Raw genomic sequence first — 14,509 nt, forward strand, 5'->3', positions numbered from 1 at the left:
TTTCTAGCGGCTTTGCGCTCGACGGCAAGGTGTCACCGGAGTGCCGGCAAACACATCGAACCCCCTACCCTCCAGGCGCGCTACATCGTCTGTCGAGGGATGGCATAAATACGTACAAGTTCCTCGTTGCAGGCGTGGTCAAAGAACCTGCTCTCTAGAAAAACGAAGCTCTCAACGAAGCCGCAGGTCGTGAACAGCTGCTTGACCTTGGTCATTTCCATTGAGTCCGTTTCAGGTTGATTCTTGATAAGCGTTTGGCGAAGTGCGCTGGCTGCGGTACTTGGGTATATGAAGAGTTGGGGCACCAACGTGGAGCCACCGCTGGCATCGAAGCGTGTGAAGGTGATGGCAGTCAGCTCTAACTGCCTTTGATTGCTGCGGGCGAGTGCACGTACGGTATTCAATACGAAAACAGCAAGCCCCAACAGAAAATCCGAGATGTCTTTTTTCTCAAGTTTCCTTTGTAATTTTTTTAATCTGCTGTCCCGTGAAATGATGGGGTATTCTTCAAAATCGTCGAACGCGCCTGCCAGGCAACGCAGATCATTGTAGGCTTCTTTTTTTATTATCTTTGCGTACAACCCGTGTAACTTCATCTATTTGAATCTCAGCATATGTATTTTTAATGTAAAACACCGGGGCGCGGCATTGCATATTCAATCCACGCGAACAACTAATCGGGCTCTGCCCACTAAATCGCCCTACCACGGATCATAGTACCGATACCGGTTGTAATGCAGCCTGGTCTCACGGTTGTGATACTGCCCCTGAAACCGTAGCGGGTTACCCAGTCCTACCTGCTTCGCCCAAGCCGACCACTCCTCATGCACCTCACCAGCGTGCTCGCCGCATTGACCGCCTGGATCAGCTTGCTATTGCCGGCATAGGCAAAGCGCTCGGTCTGCGGCTGGACACCCAGGCTGGCGGTACGTCCGGCCAGCCGTCCCATGGGGTCAAAACGTAGTTCATCACAACGATGGCCGCCCTACCAACAGGGCATTTCTCGCATATTTTCGATGAACACTAGGCGCCCTTCATCGCCTACTAAGTTTTCTAACTTAGTCAAGAAACCATCCATGTCTTGGGAGATCAAATAAAATGCCCCCCAGCCATGCTCTTGCGCACATTGAGAAATCCCAAAATATGCGCAAGAAGATAGCAGACTTTCATACAATGGTTCTTCAATCCGGCTGTCATCTTGCAGGAAGTGCGACAACTCAGAAGGCTCTGGCTTCTCAGTGTGCCTATAGCGGGAAAGAATGCTGTATTTTTTCATGGCTAGCACATGGCGCTCATGCGAGGCAACTAAACTGCTAAATGCGCCACCTTTATCTTTGAAGAAAAAATTCGGCATGCCTCCCTTGGGGAATACTCCTGGATGATCAACACTGCCTGAGCCGCGTAAGCAGTAACACCCTCCCAACAATTCATCTAAAATACTTTCAGCTACCTGATTCACATCGAACCCCAGCTTACCATTCGGATCACGCGCCATTACAGCAGAAAGCTCATCATTACCATTTGCCGGTAGTGAAGATATACGCTCATTGGCGTATTTTTTTAGATACTTAAATTCCGATCTGCAAATCAAAACTTCGTACATCCCAGCTACCCCGGATAAGTAAACACTATGACTTCGCCTTTCTTGTTTTTCGCGTGCACATGCGGCCCGTCGTGATGAGCAGGAAATCCTTCGCCTACCATATGAGGGTGCCCGTCTGGGTGATCAAAAACTAGCGGCTTAGCGCCTTCTTCCTTCCGTCCTAGCGTACTTCCTCTAGCGCACAGACATGCGCAATTTTTCCCCCTGCTTTCAGAATTAAGCTCGGCAACTAGAATATCCTGCCTATCGAGGCAAACATAAAATTGACCTGAAAACTCATGCGCCTTGTAGATTTAACACAAATAGACGAAGCCCGTCACGGCATGATCATTATTAGCGAGCGCGAATGATTCATGTCCTGCTCTAGTTCACTTCATTCCTACTGGTTATTCAGCTACGGCCCTCATTGAAATTTTACCCTCGACATGCTCCACCCGACTAGCCCTATTTCTGTTTATTTATCCACTCAGACATCTTCTCATGAATTCTACGAAGAACATCTGTGCTGCCAAAAATACAAAAACTTTGTGAGTTGTCGGATTTTCTATCCAGCAAGGTAGTTTCGACTATCTCGCTTGCAGTGCCTTTAACCAGAAATGTTTTTTTGCTGTCTCCCTGAACGCCGCATAGGCATGCGTTGTCTATAAATTTTTCGGCTCGTTTGAATGTGTCCTCCCTAACTTTGAGATCCCTCTTTGCTTAGCTTGTCTTTCAATTCTGTGATTTTCAACTTTGCGCCCTCTGCTGTGAGTGGATTTTCTTGGTTCCAACTCACCGACTCTTCAAGGTTTTTTCCTTGTGCTTGAATACGTCCCCTGTGTGCGGCCAAGCCTAAAGGATGAATCCATCCGACTGGGCTAACGACGTAACTATAGAGGTTCAGGCCGCCGTAATAGCTAATATCCAGAATGTGTCGCTTTGAGTATTTTTCTCGCTACGACCTCATTAAATAGATCGAAATTTCCTAAGCTCAACCACTAAATATAAATACTCCTCAACTATAAACTTCCCCCTGTACAAACCAAGATCTCACCATGATCATTCTCAGCCAACATCCAAGAAATATTTTCATCGACCACGTAATACTCAAAAAAACGACAACTTTCAATAATATTCTGAACTTTATTCAATGGAATAAAAAATACAAATTTTTCCTTGTTATCATCATCCACTACAAACCAAACTTTATCATTACCTGCGGGAAATATTTCAAGAAAGTGTTGATAGCCAGAATTGTCCGGAAAGCTATACACTTCCGGCTTACTTACCAGTGATAGCCACCAAGCCCTAGGGGTTCCTGAGATGAATCTCTTTTCAATCAAAGAAGTAACTCTTTCTTTATCTTCGATTTCGTTAGGACTCAGCCCCTCTGAAATCAATGCAGCAGACAACTCTGACCTCAAATTTACTTCTTCACTCTCACACATAACTTTACCTACTTCTTATCAGGCCGGTGAGGATGTAGCTCCAGCCGGACAACATATTTTGCAAATCCTCAAAAATGCTGTATTGCAGCGCACTCAAAACACCAGATGCTATATGCATGCACTTTTAACCGAGTCTAGTCGCCCCCAATAAACGCCTTAGCCCAACCAATCAACAACCCAACCCGACTCTGCAAAGTACTTTATCAAGCTCTCTTTCGACTCAATCCAGTCATCAAACCCCACGCTGAAATCATATTTATTTGAGGTTAATACATAATAACCGTCCGTATCACCCAAATCAAAAATCACCTTAACATACAACCCCGCATCGTGACCGCTGACAACTTTACCGACTACACCTAGAGGTGGCATCTTCATCATCACTCGCAAGTAAGTAACTTGCCCTCATTACACATAACGGGCGAGCAGGATCATCCCTGCTTGCCTGCCTAGTGCGGTTTTAGACTGAAATCTACTTGAGGCTCGTTATTTTCTTCGGATGAAAGCCCTATGGTAACGAATATCTCCCCCGTATCTTCATCCAATATATATCGTGCCAAGGCATGCTCCGCACCAAATTCTTTCAAAATCTTAGAGTTCCAGCTTTCAGATACTATTACAGCAACCTCCATGGCCTGGTCAAACGAAAGCTTGTCGAATACGCCCGTTATCTCTAGCAGGTTCACCCAGAACTGAGTTTTACCAGGCGTGCTTTTCACATCTAAATGTTGTTGGTATAGCTCGGCATCAAACAACTCAACAACAAAAACCTTGCCATCTAGCATTTTGAACGCCGGCCATATAAGCCTAGCGAACCAAAAAATAAAATCGCCTGCAAGCTCGTGCGACTTATAAATTGAACACAAATAATCAACGCCCGTCACAACATGATCATTATTCGCTAACGCAAATGATTTATAATCATATGATTTGAAATGGTTTGACTCATTCACCTTTTGGAACCTCATGTGGGAGAGGTGCTAATACGCGCCCCTGGTGGATAAGAACCCTACCATCTGGCGCGGACTCTTTTTTGCTTATTTAATATTCGGCCTAGGAATATTTCCGTGGTCTTTTCCCGACACACGATACTGCTTCCACGTACCATCCCCATAGTGTGTCGTTTACTGGCCATCACTCCGCAACTTGACTAACTCCATGATCAACATCAGGGCATAACTATCTCAACGTTGCACGCGGTGTTTTTTCGTTTACTGCAACCGCCCGACTAACTATTGGATGCTCGTTGCGCTACAACTTGATTAGCACCTCTCTCCCGACGTCTTCATTGCAATGCCATGTCTCGTATTGCAATGTTTACTGGCGGAGAAAAAACCCAATAACATCATGAGAAATTGTATTGCTTTGCGTGATGTACTTGTCATGATTTATCCTTTCGGCCCTTTGTGCTTCTCCTTCATTACATCGCCATATTCATTGAGGATTGCTCACCTGGCGGCTGCATTTCTTTTAGAAAATGCCAACTCCCAATGGAAACTTCCACACGCTCTATTTAGTATTGATTGAAGATTTGATTTTTTTCCTAGAAGCCTCCATATCATCAAAAACCGAATCGACAATAGAAATTCCTTCTTCAGCAAGGAACCTATCGACTTCACGATCAATAATCCCTAAAAAAACACGATAACTAGCTTCGGCAAAAAAACGCCCCTGATAAAAAACAGAAAGCACTTCTCCTTTAATCTTAAATAATAACGCAAAAGATGAATCAACTCCGATAAATTCAAAAGACCTTGTGTTTTTCAATTTCACCAAGCCATCAATTAAGGAAGTAATTGACAAGTATATCATCATCTGAAGTCTTGAATCTTCCTTGGAGTCTATACCTTGATCGCCAGAGGAAAGCCTCATATCCCCCATGTCAAATCCTTCTGGCTCACCGTCCTCCTCGGATCTCGAAATGTAGAACTCCATAACTACTAGCCTCCTCTAACAGGAAAAATCGTAATTGCCCTATTTCCATCATGAGAGTCGAATACACCTCGAACCCGGAGCGCCTGGTTCAGCTTGCCATTGTCGGCATAGGCAAAGCGCTCGTTCTGCGACTGGTCACCCTGACTGGCGGTATGCGCGCCAGCCGTCCCATGGGGTCAAAACGCGGATCATCACAACACTGGCCACCCTACCAACAGGGCATTTTTCGCATATTTTCGATGAACACTAGGCGCCCTTCATCGCCTACTAAGCTTTTTAGCTTGTTCAAGAAACCATCCATATCTCTCGCGATCAAATCGAAGGCGCCCCGCCCATGCTCTCCCGAGCGCTGCAAAATCCCAAAATATTCGCAAGAAGATAATAGCTCTTCATACAATGGGCGTTCAATCCACTTATCATCAGGTAAGAATAACGACAAAGCTGAGGGTGATGGTTTCTCAATACTTCTGTGCCGAGAAATAACAATATATTTTTTTAAAGCTACAATATAGCTTTCATGCTTCATTACCATTTCACAAAAAGCACCCCCGCTGTCCTTAAAAAAGAAATTTGGCAGCCCTCCATTTCTCCTTTGCCTTGGGGGATAAATGGTATCCGGAGAGTTAAAACAATAGCATTCATCAAGCAGCGAATTTAGTACTTTTCGCGATGCAGCATCTGCATTAAACCCTAACGCCCCACTCATGCCACGCGCCATAACAACTGAAAACTCATCATCTTCATTTGCTGGCAGCGAAGATATAAGTTCGTTGGCTCCTTTCTTGAAGTCCTTGAACCTTGACCGATGCACCAAAACCTCAAACATCTTATTCACCCTGGATAAGTAAACACTATAGTTTGCCCTTTCTTATTTCGCGCATGCACATGCGGTCCATCATGATGATCGGGAAACCTTTCCCCCACCATGTCAGGATGCCCATCTGGGTGGGCAAAACTAGTGATTCATCATATTTTCCTTCGCGCCCCAACGTAGTTCCTTTAACGCACAGGCATGTGTAGTTTTTACCTTTACTCGTATCCTTAAGCCGGGTAACCGGAATGTTCTCTGCTTGCTGCAACTGCCTGCCTAACAATAGGGTGATCGTCGCCCGACAGCTTGATAAACACACTTTCCTCTGCCTCTCTCTTCATTGCGACACTATGTCTCGTGTTGCAATTCTTGCTGCGGGACAAAAAACCAATCAGCCAAAAAGAAATTGTACTGCCCTAAATTATGCATCCTTCATAACCTGGATATTTATTGGCAACGTCCGGCCAGACTTCATGATTCGCCTATTCGATCACACCCCTACTGTTACCAATAGCAACAGAACTTTCAACTAGACCAATAAATTCTTCTGCAGAACTAATCATTTTCGATCCTGGTATTTGAGTAATACTTAGGTCGATAGAGCGCCCAATTGGGCTCTTTGTGCTTCCCTCTCATCACACTTCCATGCTCGTCAAGATCGTGATCGCTCCAAATACCAGCAGCACTTGCTGAAGGACAACTACCGCACCGTTACGCGCTTAAAAAACCTACAGAAATTATGCAATTTTTATCTCATTGGTTTGCGCTACGCAGTGGTTGAGAAAGTCCTTCCATACATCACCTAGGGATTCGATTAATTTCGATGACGTACACACCCCTATTGCTGCATAGATATAATGCAACATCTAACCGCAGCCATATGCTGCCTACCTGCTCTAAAACCCTAAACCACTAAATGCATTTCAATAACCACTAGTCAGATTTTCTCTATCTTAGGGAACATTGAACTATACCAATAGCAGCCTGGACTTTTTAGCCATCCACCATGCCTCCCCTTTGACCTACTTCCCATTGACTTGCGTTGCCTACCTCCAATGTTTGGAACTTATGTGGCAGGTGCTGACAGCTCGAGCGCTGCATTTATCGTCACTTCAGTTTTCTACAAAGCCAAGCTCCCCATTGCGCGGCTATGTGCGTTTCCGATCTGGCATCTCGCCCACATACCAGTGGCCTCCATTGGGGAAGTCCAACGTCACAGACTGTTTGGACAACACTGGCCTCTGTCTATACTTTGCCTTGTAGACGGGTTGCTCCGTAGGATTGTCTGAGTTGAGCCATTTCTTAATGGAAGCGTCGGTAGAATTCAGCTCAATCAGACAGAAGTCAAAATCTGAATTATTTGTCAATTTGAATAGAAGATTTTTTGGATCTTCAGGTGGCGCAGTTAAGGAATCGGCGGTCGTCGCTATAAACCTTCCGCCGGGGTAGAGAACGAAGTCATAAATGGTTTGGGGCGAATTCAATGGGGATTTTGTACCCGTGGTGGGGTCGTTGAATTTTTGGTAGTGAAAATAATTGATTTTACCCTCCATTTCGTTTTGGAGTTGTACGCTGTAGGATGTTGCGCTGGAGATTTTTGCACTCATGATCGATGCTCCCAGGATAGCCACGCGGCTTTGTGTTCCTAGATAGTTTGCTACGTCATTTTGCTTGTCACAACTGTCAACTTTGCCAGTTGCATCGAGCCGATCCAGCCTTGCTGTCTTAGCAATAATACACAAGCATCCGGCTCCCGCTTCATGGGGGGGGGCGCATACAGGTGTAGAGCGTGTAGAAGCCCCGCGCCCAACCCGCTAACCTTGCAAGCTCGCAGGCAATCCAGCGAACGGGCCTCGCGCACTGCTACTGCGCCACCCGAACATCAGATGGCAGCTCCACTCAAAAAGGGAGGGTGTTGCAACGGCAATCACCCTCCTCTGTTCAACGCACGCACTACTTAAAAATGCTGACGACGCGAGAGCTGAACTAGGGTCACTTGAGTTCTGTACAGCACCCAAGCTCCCCGTTGCGCTGCCAGGGGAAAAGGTCAGTCTTCGTTTTTTGCTTCGCTCACCGCCCATACGCTTCCTTCGATTACCGCCACACTAGTTGACCTTCCTGGACGTAGCAGCCATGCGTACCATTTAGAGGGGTCGCCACGGCGAGGTTCGTAGTCGATCCAGCGCCGTAGTACCCCCCCTGGAAACCGCTTCGGTCCTGTATTCACCCCCCCAACCATTTGGTTGTATCTATCGATTGTTAACTCGCGCTGAGATTGAACGTCTTCCTCACTTTCGTCCCCCGGAATGTCCTCCAGCGCGGCTATTACCCAGTCGGGATAAGGGGGCTCACCGTATACGCGGAGCAACCCGACAGGAAAACCTGAATTATTTGTAAATTTGAATCGAAGAAGTTTTGGATCTTCAAGCTGCGCTTGGTAGGACTCGGCGGTCGTCGCTATAAACTTTCCGCCGGGGTAGAGATTGAAGTCATAAGTAGTTTGGGGCGATGTTAATGCGGATTTTGTACCCGAGGCGGGGTCGCCGAACTTTTGGTAGTGGAAATAATTGATCTTACCCTCCATTTCGTTTTGGAGTTGTACGCTGAAAGATGTTGCACTCATGATCGATGCTCCCAGGAAAGGCACTCGGCTATGTGCTCCTGGATAGCTTGCGACGTCATTTTGCTTGTCACAACTGTCAACTTTGCCAGTTGCATCGAGCGGATCCAGCCTTGCTGCCTGAGCAATAATGCACAAGCATCTGGCTCCCGCTTCAGGGGGGGGTGCGCATACCGCTGTAGAACGTCTTGAATCCCCACCCCAACCCCGCTAATCTTGCGACGTCGCTGTCAATCCAGCGACCGGGCGTCGCGGCCCGCTAATGCAAAAGGCGCTACAGCGCCCCACCACTACAAATTGCAGGCGCTTTTTTTGTGCCTGCTTTCTGTGTAATGGCGGCTGTGCGTGGGAGACCTTCGGGTCTGCCGAGTTCCTTTTGCCTCGGTCCGCGAACCCGCGTACAGCTGCCACCCCATTCGCGTCGCGGCGAACGGTGGCAGCTCCACTGCAGAAGGAGCACCACAATGAGTAAAATCGTTCCCGATCCGCCAGCTACTCCCCGCCGCAAACCCACCTACACCGCCTTCGGCTGTTGCAACGGCAATCACCCGCCCCTGTTTTCAGTCTGCGAAGGCATCGAGCTGGAAGACGCCCTGGTTCACCTGTCGCTCCAGATCCAATGCGCCAAGGACACCACCGCCCAAGCCTGCGAACGTGCCGACGAGCAGTTCAAGACGCTGCTGATCGCCGCACAGCAATCGCTGGAAATGAGCACCGTACTGATCGACACCGTGCTGGACGGCATGGAAGCAAACGCGACACCCGAGTAACGACGCAACACACGGGCCGCACACGCGGCCTACCGAGCTCGCTCCGCCCACCAAAACCCCACCTGCCCCCCAACATCACGCACTCTCCCCTTGCTGTCCACGGCCCACTGGCACTAGGATGCGACAAATTCTCAAATGCACCTGGCTATCATGCTGAGGTTTTCCGTGTCGTCGCCATCCACTTCCCCCACCCCTCACTCCGATGTTCGTGCGCTGTACATCAACCATCACGCCTGGTTGCTGGGCTGGTTGCGCAAGCGCATGCGCCACGGCGACCACGCGGCGGACCTGGCCCATGACATCTTCGTGCACATCCTCGGCAAGCCGGAGCAGCTGCAGCAGTTGCGTCAGCCGCGTGCCTGGTTGAGCACCGTGGCCCACGGGCTGCTGGTGGATCGCGTGCGTCGCCAGCGGGTCGAGCGGGCGTATCTGGAGGCCATCGCACACCTGCCCGAAGCCGAGGTGCCGTCGCCCGAGTCGCAGTTGATACTGCTGGAAACCCTGGCCCGTGTGGACGCCTTGCTCAACGGCCTGCCGCCCAAGGTGCGCATGGCCTTTCTGCTGTCGCGCCTGGAGGGCCTGAGCTACAAGGAGATCGCCGAGCGCCTGGCGGTAAGCCTGAGTTCGGTGGAGAAGTACATGGCCAGCGCCATTCGCCATTGCTACCTGGCCCAGCGATGAGCCGCCCGCCATTGCCCGAACTGCCCGACAACGTGCTGGACCAGGCCATCGGCTGGCTGGTGCGCATCGAGTCCGACGGCGCCAACCCGCAGCTGCTGGAGGCATGCCAACGCTGGCGTCAGGCGCACGCGCTGCATGAGGTGGCCTGGCAAGCGCTGCAGAAAAGCGATGCCACCTTCCAGGGCCTGGCCGCACTGCCCGGCTCGGTGGCGCGGGACACACTGCAACGCCTGCAAGGCGGTCGTCACAGCCGGCGCCAGGCGCTCAAGCTGCTGGGCGTGGGGCTGCTGGCCAGCGGCGTTACCGGCTGGTCGATGCGTGACAGCACGCTGGTGCCCTGGGGCGCGGACTACGCCACCGAGGTGGGCGAGCGCCGTCAGTTTTTGCTGGACGACGGCACCCGCCTGCAACTGAACACAGCCAGTGCAGTGGACGTGCAATTCACCGCCCAGCGCCGGTTGATCGTGCTGCGGCGCGGCGAAATCTTTATCGACACCGGCAAGGACGCCGCCACGGCGGGCGGGCGTCGCAGCTTCTGGGTCAGCACGCGGCATGCGCAGTTGCAGGCCATCGGTACGGCCTTTGCGGTGCGTGATGAAGCCAGCGGCACGCGGTTGCGGGTCGAGGATGGGGTGGTGGCGATTCAGGGCAAGGGCCAGCCGGTGATGGTTGCCGCCGGGGAGCAATACCTGATCGATGCAATCGGCAGCCAGCGGGTCGAAACCAGCCCCCTCAATGCCAGCGCCTGGGCGCGCGGGCAACTGGTGGCCAAGCGCATGCAACTGCGCGAGCTGACCGCAGAACTGGCGCGCTATCGCCACGGCTGGCTGCGCTGCGACCCGGCCATCGCGCACCTGGAGGTGTCGGGCGTGTTCCAGCTCGATGACATCGACCAGGCCCTCAGCGCCCTGAGCGATTCGCTGCCGGTGCGGGTGGAACGCTTTACCCCGTTATGGACCCGTATCGTCGCCCGGTAAGGCTGATGAGAAGAAATCTCAAAAACTTTTACGGGTTTTGCCGCCCTCTTCGACAGACAGGCAATACACCTCGTCATTCGAAAGGAGCACGCCGTCCATGTCTTCTGCTTTTATCCCCACCCGGCCTTTGCAGCGCAGCGTGCTGGCACTGACCCTGCGCAGTATGTTGCTGGCCGGTGCCACCAGCGTGTCGCTGGCCAGTGCGGCCGCGCAGGCCGCCGAGGCAAGCAGCCGCCACTACGAGCTGGCGGCAGGCCCGCTGGAAGAGTCGCTCAACAGCTTTGCCCAGGTGGCCGGCATCAGCCTGCCGTTCGACCCGGCGCTGGTGCAGGGCAAGCGCGCCCCGGCACTGCGTGGGGACTATGCCGTGCAGGATGGCCTCGAACGCCTGCTGGCCGGCAGCGGCCTCACGGTTACCCGCACCGCCAACGGCAATTACCTGCTGATTGCCCGTAGCCAAAGCGCAGATGCCCTGGAACTGGGCGCCACCACCATCAGCGGCCTGGGCCTGGGCTCGACCACCGAGCACAGCGGTTCGTACACCACCGGCGCCATGCAGACCGCCACCAAGCTGCCGCTGTCGCTGCGCGAAACACCGCAGTCGGTCACAGTGATTACCCGCCAGCGCATGGACGACCAGGGCATGCGCAGCCTCGACGACGTGGTGCAGGCCACGCCCGGGCTGCGCCTGTCGGCCGCGCGCCCGGCCAACAGCGAGTTCTTCGCCCGCGGCTTCCCGATCACCAACCTGATGTTCGACGGCCTGCCCACCACCTACAACGCCGACTGGGTGGCCACCGCCGACCTGGCCCCCTATGACCGCGTCGAAGTGGTGCGCGGCGCCACCGGCATGATGCAAGGGGCCGGCAACCCGTCGGCCGCCATCAACATGGTGCGCAAGCGCCCTACCCAGGCGTTCCAGGCCAGCGTGACCGGCAGCGCCGGCAGCTGGGACAACTACCGCAGCGAGCTGGATGTGTCCGGCCCGCTGAACGACAGCGCCAGCGTGCGTGGCCGCATCGTCGGCGCATACAACGACAAGGGCAGCTATCAGGATTACGCCGGGCGCGAGCGCGGGGTGTTCTACGGCATCAGCGAGTTCGACCTCACCGACAGCACCACCCTGACCGTGGGCGCGTCCGACCAGAACGACAATAACAACATCAACTGGGGCGGCCTGCCGGTGAACCCCGATGGCAGCCACATGGGCTTTTCTCGCTCCAAGACCTTCGGCTACAGCTGGTCGCACCAGGACGTCGAGAACAAGACCGTGTTCGTCGAGCTCGACCAGCGCTTCGACAACGACTGGCGCCTTCACCTGGGCGCGTCGAAAAACTGGTCCGAATTCAAGATGATGGGCGGCGTGCTGGAGCGCAACAACGACGCCACCTACCGCCAGCGCATCTTCAACCAGAACCGCGACTTCGATCAGTCCACCTACGATGTCTACGCCACAGGCCCGTTCACACTGCTGGGGCGTGAGCATGAACTGGTGGTCGGCGCCAGCAAGCGCCAGCTCAAGACCGAAGCCACCGGCGGCACGGTGTTCGTCGATGTGCCGGACATCAACCGCTTCAACCCGGGCGGGCTGGCCAGACCGAACGTGCCGGACATCTACTCCATCGACGACAAGGTCGATCAGGAAGGCCTCTACCTCACCTCGCGCTGGAACCTGGCCGACCCGCTGAAGGTGATACTCGGTGCACGCCTGGACTGGTACGACGCCACGGCCATCTATGACCAGATCAACGACCAGTACTACACCTCGGGCAAGACCAAGGTGGTGCGCAACGTCACCCGTTATGCCGGGGTTATCTACGACCTGGACGACAACCATTCGGTGTATGCCAGCTACACCGATATCTTTCAGCCGCAGACCGAGAAGGACGGCCAAGGCAAAGGCATCGAGCCTATTACCGGCGAAAACTACGAAGTGGGTATCAAGGGTGAGTATTTTGGCGGCGCGCTGAATGCCAGTGCTTCGCTGTTCCAGATCGACCAGCTCAACCGCGCGGCCGAGGTGGCGGATGCAAGCCTGTGCAAGGTCATCCCGGTGGGTAGCTACGGGTGCTATGAAGCGGCCGGCAAGGTGCGCAGCCAGGGCATCGAGTTCGAGATCAATGGTGCGCTGACGCCCAACTGGCAAGTGGGCGCCGGCTATACGTTCGCCCAGGCCAAGTACGAGAAGGATGCCGACAAGGCCAAGGAAGGCCGGCTGTTCGACACCGACCTGCCGCGTCATATGTTCAAGGCCAGTACCACGTACCAGTTGCAGGGTGATCTGAAGCAGTGGCGTGTGGGGGCCAACCTCTATAGCCAGAGCGCGACCTTCAACAAGGGCAGCAATGTGTTCGGCAACTACCATGTCGAGCAGGAGGCGTATGCGCTGGTCGGGTTGATGGCGGGTTACCAGGTCAACAAGCATCTGGACACGCAGTTGAACATCAACAACGTGTTCGACAAGAAGTACTACCAGGGCATCGCCAGCAACTCCACGTGGAGCCCATATGACGTGTTTGGCGACCCGCGCAACTTGATGGTTACGGCGAAGTACAGCTTCTGATGATGCGCCGGGGTCAGCGTGATTGCCGGCATATGCAGATTGACTGATGCACCGTGCATTCAGCCGCTGCGACCGCTTCGCGCTCGATTCGCGGGTCAAACCCGCTCCCACGCCCTGCGGGCAGAAGCGGATTATGCATGGCTCGATGATCTGTTTCGGGCCGCCAGGCCGTGGGAGCGGGCTTGACCCGCGATCTGGTGCGCAGCGCCAGTAAAACCTGCACATGCGGTTTGCCTGACACACCGCGTACTCAGGCCTTGCGACCGCTTTGCGCTCGATTCGCGGGTCAAGCCCGCTCCCACGCCCTGCGGGCAGAAGCGGATTATGCATGGCTTGATGATCTGTTTCGGGCCGCCAGGCCGTGGGAGCGGGCCTTGCCCCGCGATCTGGTGCGCAGCGCCAGTAAAACCTGCACATGCGGTTCGCCTGACACACCGCGCACTCAGGCCTTGCGACCGCTTCGCGCTAGTTCGCCGGCAACGCCGGCTCCTACGCCTGCGGGCAGATGCTGCCTCTGGCCGCCAGGCCGTAGGAGCGGGCCTTGCCCCGCGATCTGGTGCGCAGCGCCAGTAAAACCTGCACATGCGGTCTGCCTGATACACCGCGCACTCAGGCGTTGCGACCGCTTCGCGCTCGTTCGCCGGCAACGCCGGCTCCTACGCCCTTCAGGCAGATTCTGCCTCTGGCCGCCAGGCCGTAGGAGCAGACTTGACCCGCGATCTGGCGCGCAGTGCCAGCAAAACCTGCACATGCAGTTTGCCTGATACACCGCGTACTCAGGCCTTGCGACCGCTTCGCGCTCGTTCGCCGGCAACGCCGGCTCCTACACCCTGCGCAGACTCCCCCTCTGGCCGCCAGGCCGTGGGAGCGGGCTTGACCCGCGATCTGGCGCGCAGCGCCAGCAAAACCTGCACATGCGGTCTGCCTGATACACCGCGCCCTCAGGCGTTGCGACCGCTTTGCGCTCGTTCGCCGGCAACGCCGGCTCCTACGGCCTGCGGGCAGACTCCGCTTCTGGCCGCCAGGCCGTGGGAGCGGGCTTGACCCGCGATCTGGCACGCAGCGCCAGCAAAACCTGCACATGCAGTTCGCGTGATACACCGTGCATGTAGGCCTCGGGCA

General features: G+C 53.8%; 13 protein-coding genes and 1 pseudogene. 4 read left to right on the forward strand and 10 right to left on the reverse strand.

Going from position 1 to position 14,509, the window contains the following annotated elements; translation table 11 throughout:
- Nucleotides 1-80: 80 nt before the first annotated feature.
- From LOY33_RS13995 to LOY33_RS14040, 10 genes and pseudogenes are all read right to left on the reverse strand, one after another.
- The gene (locus LOY33_RS13995) at nt 81-596 is read right to left on the reverse strand and encodes a hypothetical protein (RefSeq protein WP_116054351.1); all 516 of its coding nucleotides are present in this window, start codon (nt 594-596) and stop codon (nt 81-83) included.
- 40 nt (nt 597-636) lie between these two features.
- Nucleotides 637-836, reverse strand: a pseudogene (locus LOY33_RS26085) (RHS repeat-associated core domain-containing protein); the annotation flags it as partial.
- A gap of 149 nt (nt 837-985) precedes the next feature.
- The gene (locus LOY33_RS14000; protein ID WP_258658912.1) at nt 986-1,603 is read right to left on the reverse strand and encodes a hypothetical protein; all 618 of its coding nucleotides are present in this window, start codon (nt 1,601-1,603) and stop codon (nt 986-988) included.
- 998 nt (nt 1,604-2,601) lie between these two features.
- Nucleotides 2,602-3,030: a DUF6756 family protein gene (locus LOY33_RS14005; protein ID WP_258658915.1), complete on the reverse strand. Its 429-nt coding sequence runs from the start codon at nt 3,028-3,030 to the stop codon at nt 2,602-2,604.
- A gap of 156 nt (nt 3,031-3,186) precedes the next feature.
- Nucleotides 3,187-3,408: a hypothetical protein gene (locus tag LOY33_RS14010; RefSeq protein WP_063611984.1), complete on the reverse strand. Its 222-nt coding sequence runs from the start codon at nt 3,406-3,408 to the stop codon at nt 3,187-3,189.
- A 71-nt stretch (nt 3,409-3,479) separates the two neighbouring features.
- Nucleotides 3,480-3,983, reverse strand: a complete 504-nt coding sequence (locus LOY33_RS14015) for a hypothetical protein (protein ID WP_258658922.1) — start codon at nt 3,981-3,983, stop codon at nt 3,480-3,482.
- A 556-nt stretch (nt 3,984-4,539) separates the two neighbouring features.
- Complete coding sequence (locus LOY33_RS14025) at nt 4,540-4,965, reverse strand: hypothetical protein (protein ID WP_258658924.1); 426 nt, start codon at nt 4,963-4,965, stop codon at nt 4,540-4,542.
- Between the two features lie 208 nt (nt 4,966-5,173).
- Nucleotides 5,174-5,791 (reverse strand): hypothetical protein, encoded by a 618-nt coding sequence (locus LOY33_RS14030; RefSeq protein ID WP_157811416.1) that lies wholly within the window; start codon nt 5,789-5,791, stop codon nt 5,174-5,176.
- 1,133 nt (nt 5,792-6,924) lie between these two features.
- The gene (locus LOY33_RS14035; protein WP_258658930.1) at nt 6,925-7,518 is read right to left on the reverse strand and encodes a hypothetical protein; all 594 of its coding nucleotides are present in this window, start codon (nt 7,516-7,518) and stop codon (nt 6,925-6,927) included.
- Between the two features lie 305 nt (nt 7,519-7,823).
- The gene (locus LOY33_RS14040; protein WP_258658933.1) at nt 7,824-8,399 is read right to left on the reverse strand and encodes a hypothetical protein; all 576 of its coding nucleotides are present in this window, start codon (nt 8,397-8,399) and stop codon (nt 7,824-7,826) included.
- A gap of 461 nt (nt 8,400-8,860) precedes the next feature.
- Here LOY33_RS14040 and LOY33_RS14045 point away from each other — a divergent pair, with 461 nt between their 5' ends.
- The 4 genes from LOY33_RS14045 to LOY33_RS14060 all read left to right on the forward strand — a co-directional run bounded on the left by LOY33_RS14045 (nt 8,861) and on the right by LOY33_RS14060 (nt 13,387).
- Nucleotides 8,861-9,166 (forward strand): DUF6124 family protein, encoded by a 306-nt coding sequence (locus tag LOY33_RS14045; protein ID WP_158554935.1) that lies wholly within the window; start codon nt 8,861-8,863, stop codon nt 9,164-9,166.
- Between the two features lie 150 nt (nt 9,167-9,316).
- Nucleotides 9,317-9,847, forward strand: coding sequence for a sigma-70 family RNA polymerase sigma factor (locus LOY33_RS14050; RefSeq protein WP_258658937.1), 531 nt, complete (start codon nt 9,317-9,319; stop codon nt 9,845-9,847).
- Nucleotides 9,844-10,824, forward strand: coding sequence for a FecR domain-containing protein (locus LOY33_RS14055; protein WP_258658939.1), 981 nt, complete (start codon nt 9,844-9,846; stop codon nt 10,822-10,824). Before LOY33_RS14050 ends, LOY33_RS14055 begins: the two co-directional genes overlap by 4 nt.
- Nucleotides 10,825-10,921: 97 nt before the next feature.
- Nucleotides 10,922-13,387: a TonB-dependent siderophore receptor gene (locus LOY33_RS14060; protein ID WP_258658941.1), complete on the forward strand. Its 2,466-nt coding sequence runs from the start codon at nt 10,922-10,924 to the stop codon at nt 13,385-13,387.
- Nucleotides 13,388-14,509: the final 1,122 nt, after the last annotated feature.

It is taken from the genome of Pseudomonas sp. B21-036, from assembly GCF_024748925.1.
GTDB lineage: Bacteria > Pseudomonadota > Gammaproteobacteria > Pseudomonadales > Pseudomonadaceae > Aquipseudomonas > Aquipseudomonas palmensis.

Coding starts and splice junctions, on each gene's coding strand:
- LOY33_RS13995 (WP_116054351.1), bottom strand. CDS start 596: ATGAAGTTACACGGGTTGTACGCAAAGATAATAAAAAAAGAAGCCTAC.
- LOY33_RS14000 (WP_258658912.1), bottom strand. CDS start 1,603: ATGTACGAAGTTTTGATTTGCAGATCGGAATTTAAGTATCTAAAAAAA.
- LOY33_RS14005 (WP_258658915.1), bottom strand. CDS start 3,030: ATGTGTGAGAGTGAAGAAGTAAATTTGAGGTCAGAGTTGTCTGCTGCA.
- LOY33_RS14010 (WP_063611984.1), bottom strand. CDS start 3,408: ATGAAGATGCCACCTCTAGGTGTAGTCGGTAAAGTTGTCAGCGGTCAC.
- LOY33_RS14025 (WP_258658924.1), bottom strand. CDS start 4,965: ATGGAGTTCTACATTTCGAGATCCGAGGAGGACGGTGAGCCAGAAGGA.
- LOY33_RS14030 (WP_157811416.1), bottom strand. CDS start 5,791: ATGTTTGAGGTTTTGGTGCATCGGTCAAGGTTCAAGGACTTCAAGAAA.
- LOY33_RS14040 (WP_258658933.1), bottom strand. CDS start 8,399: ATGAGTGCAACATCTTTCAGCGTACAACTCCAAAACGAAATGGAGGGT.
- LOY33_RS14045 (WP_158554935.1), top strand. CDS start 8,861: ATGAGTAAAATCGTTCCCGATCCGCCAGCTACTCCCCGCCGCAAACCC.
- LOY33_RS14050 (WP_258658937.1), top strand. CDS start 9,317: ATGCTGAGGTTTTCCGTGTCGTCGCCATCCACTTCCCCCACCCCTCAC.
- LOY33_RS14055 (WP_258658939.1), top strand. CDS start 9,844: ATGAGCCGCCCGCCATTGCCCGAACTGCCCGACAACGTGCTGGACCAG.
- LOY33_RS14060 (WP_258658941.1), top strand. CDS start 10,922: ATGTCTTCTGCTTTTATCCCCACCCGGCCTTTGCAGCGCAGCGTGCTG.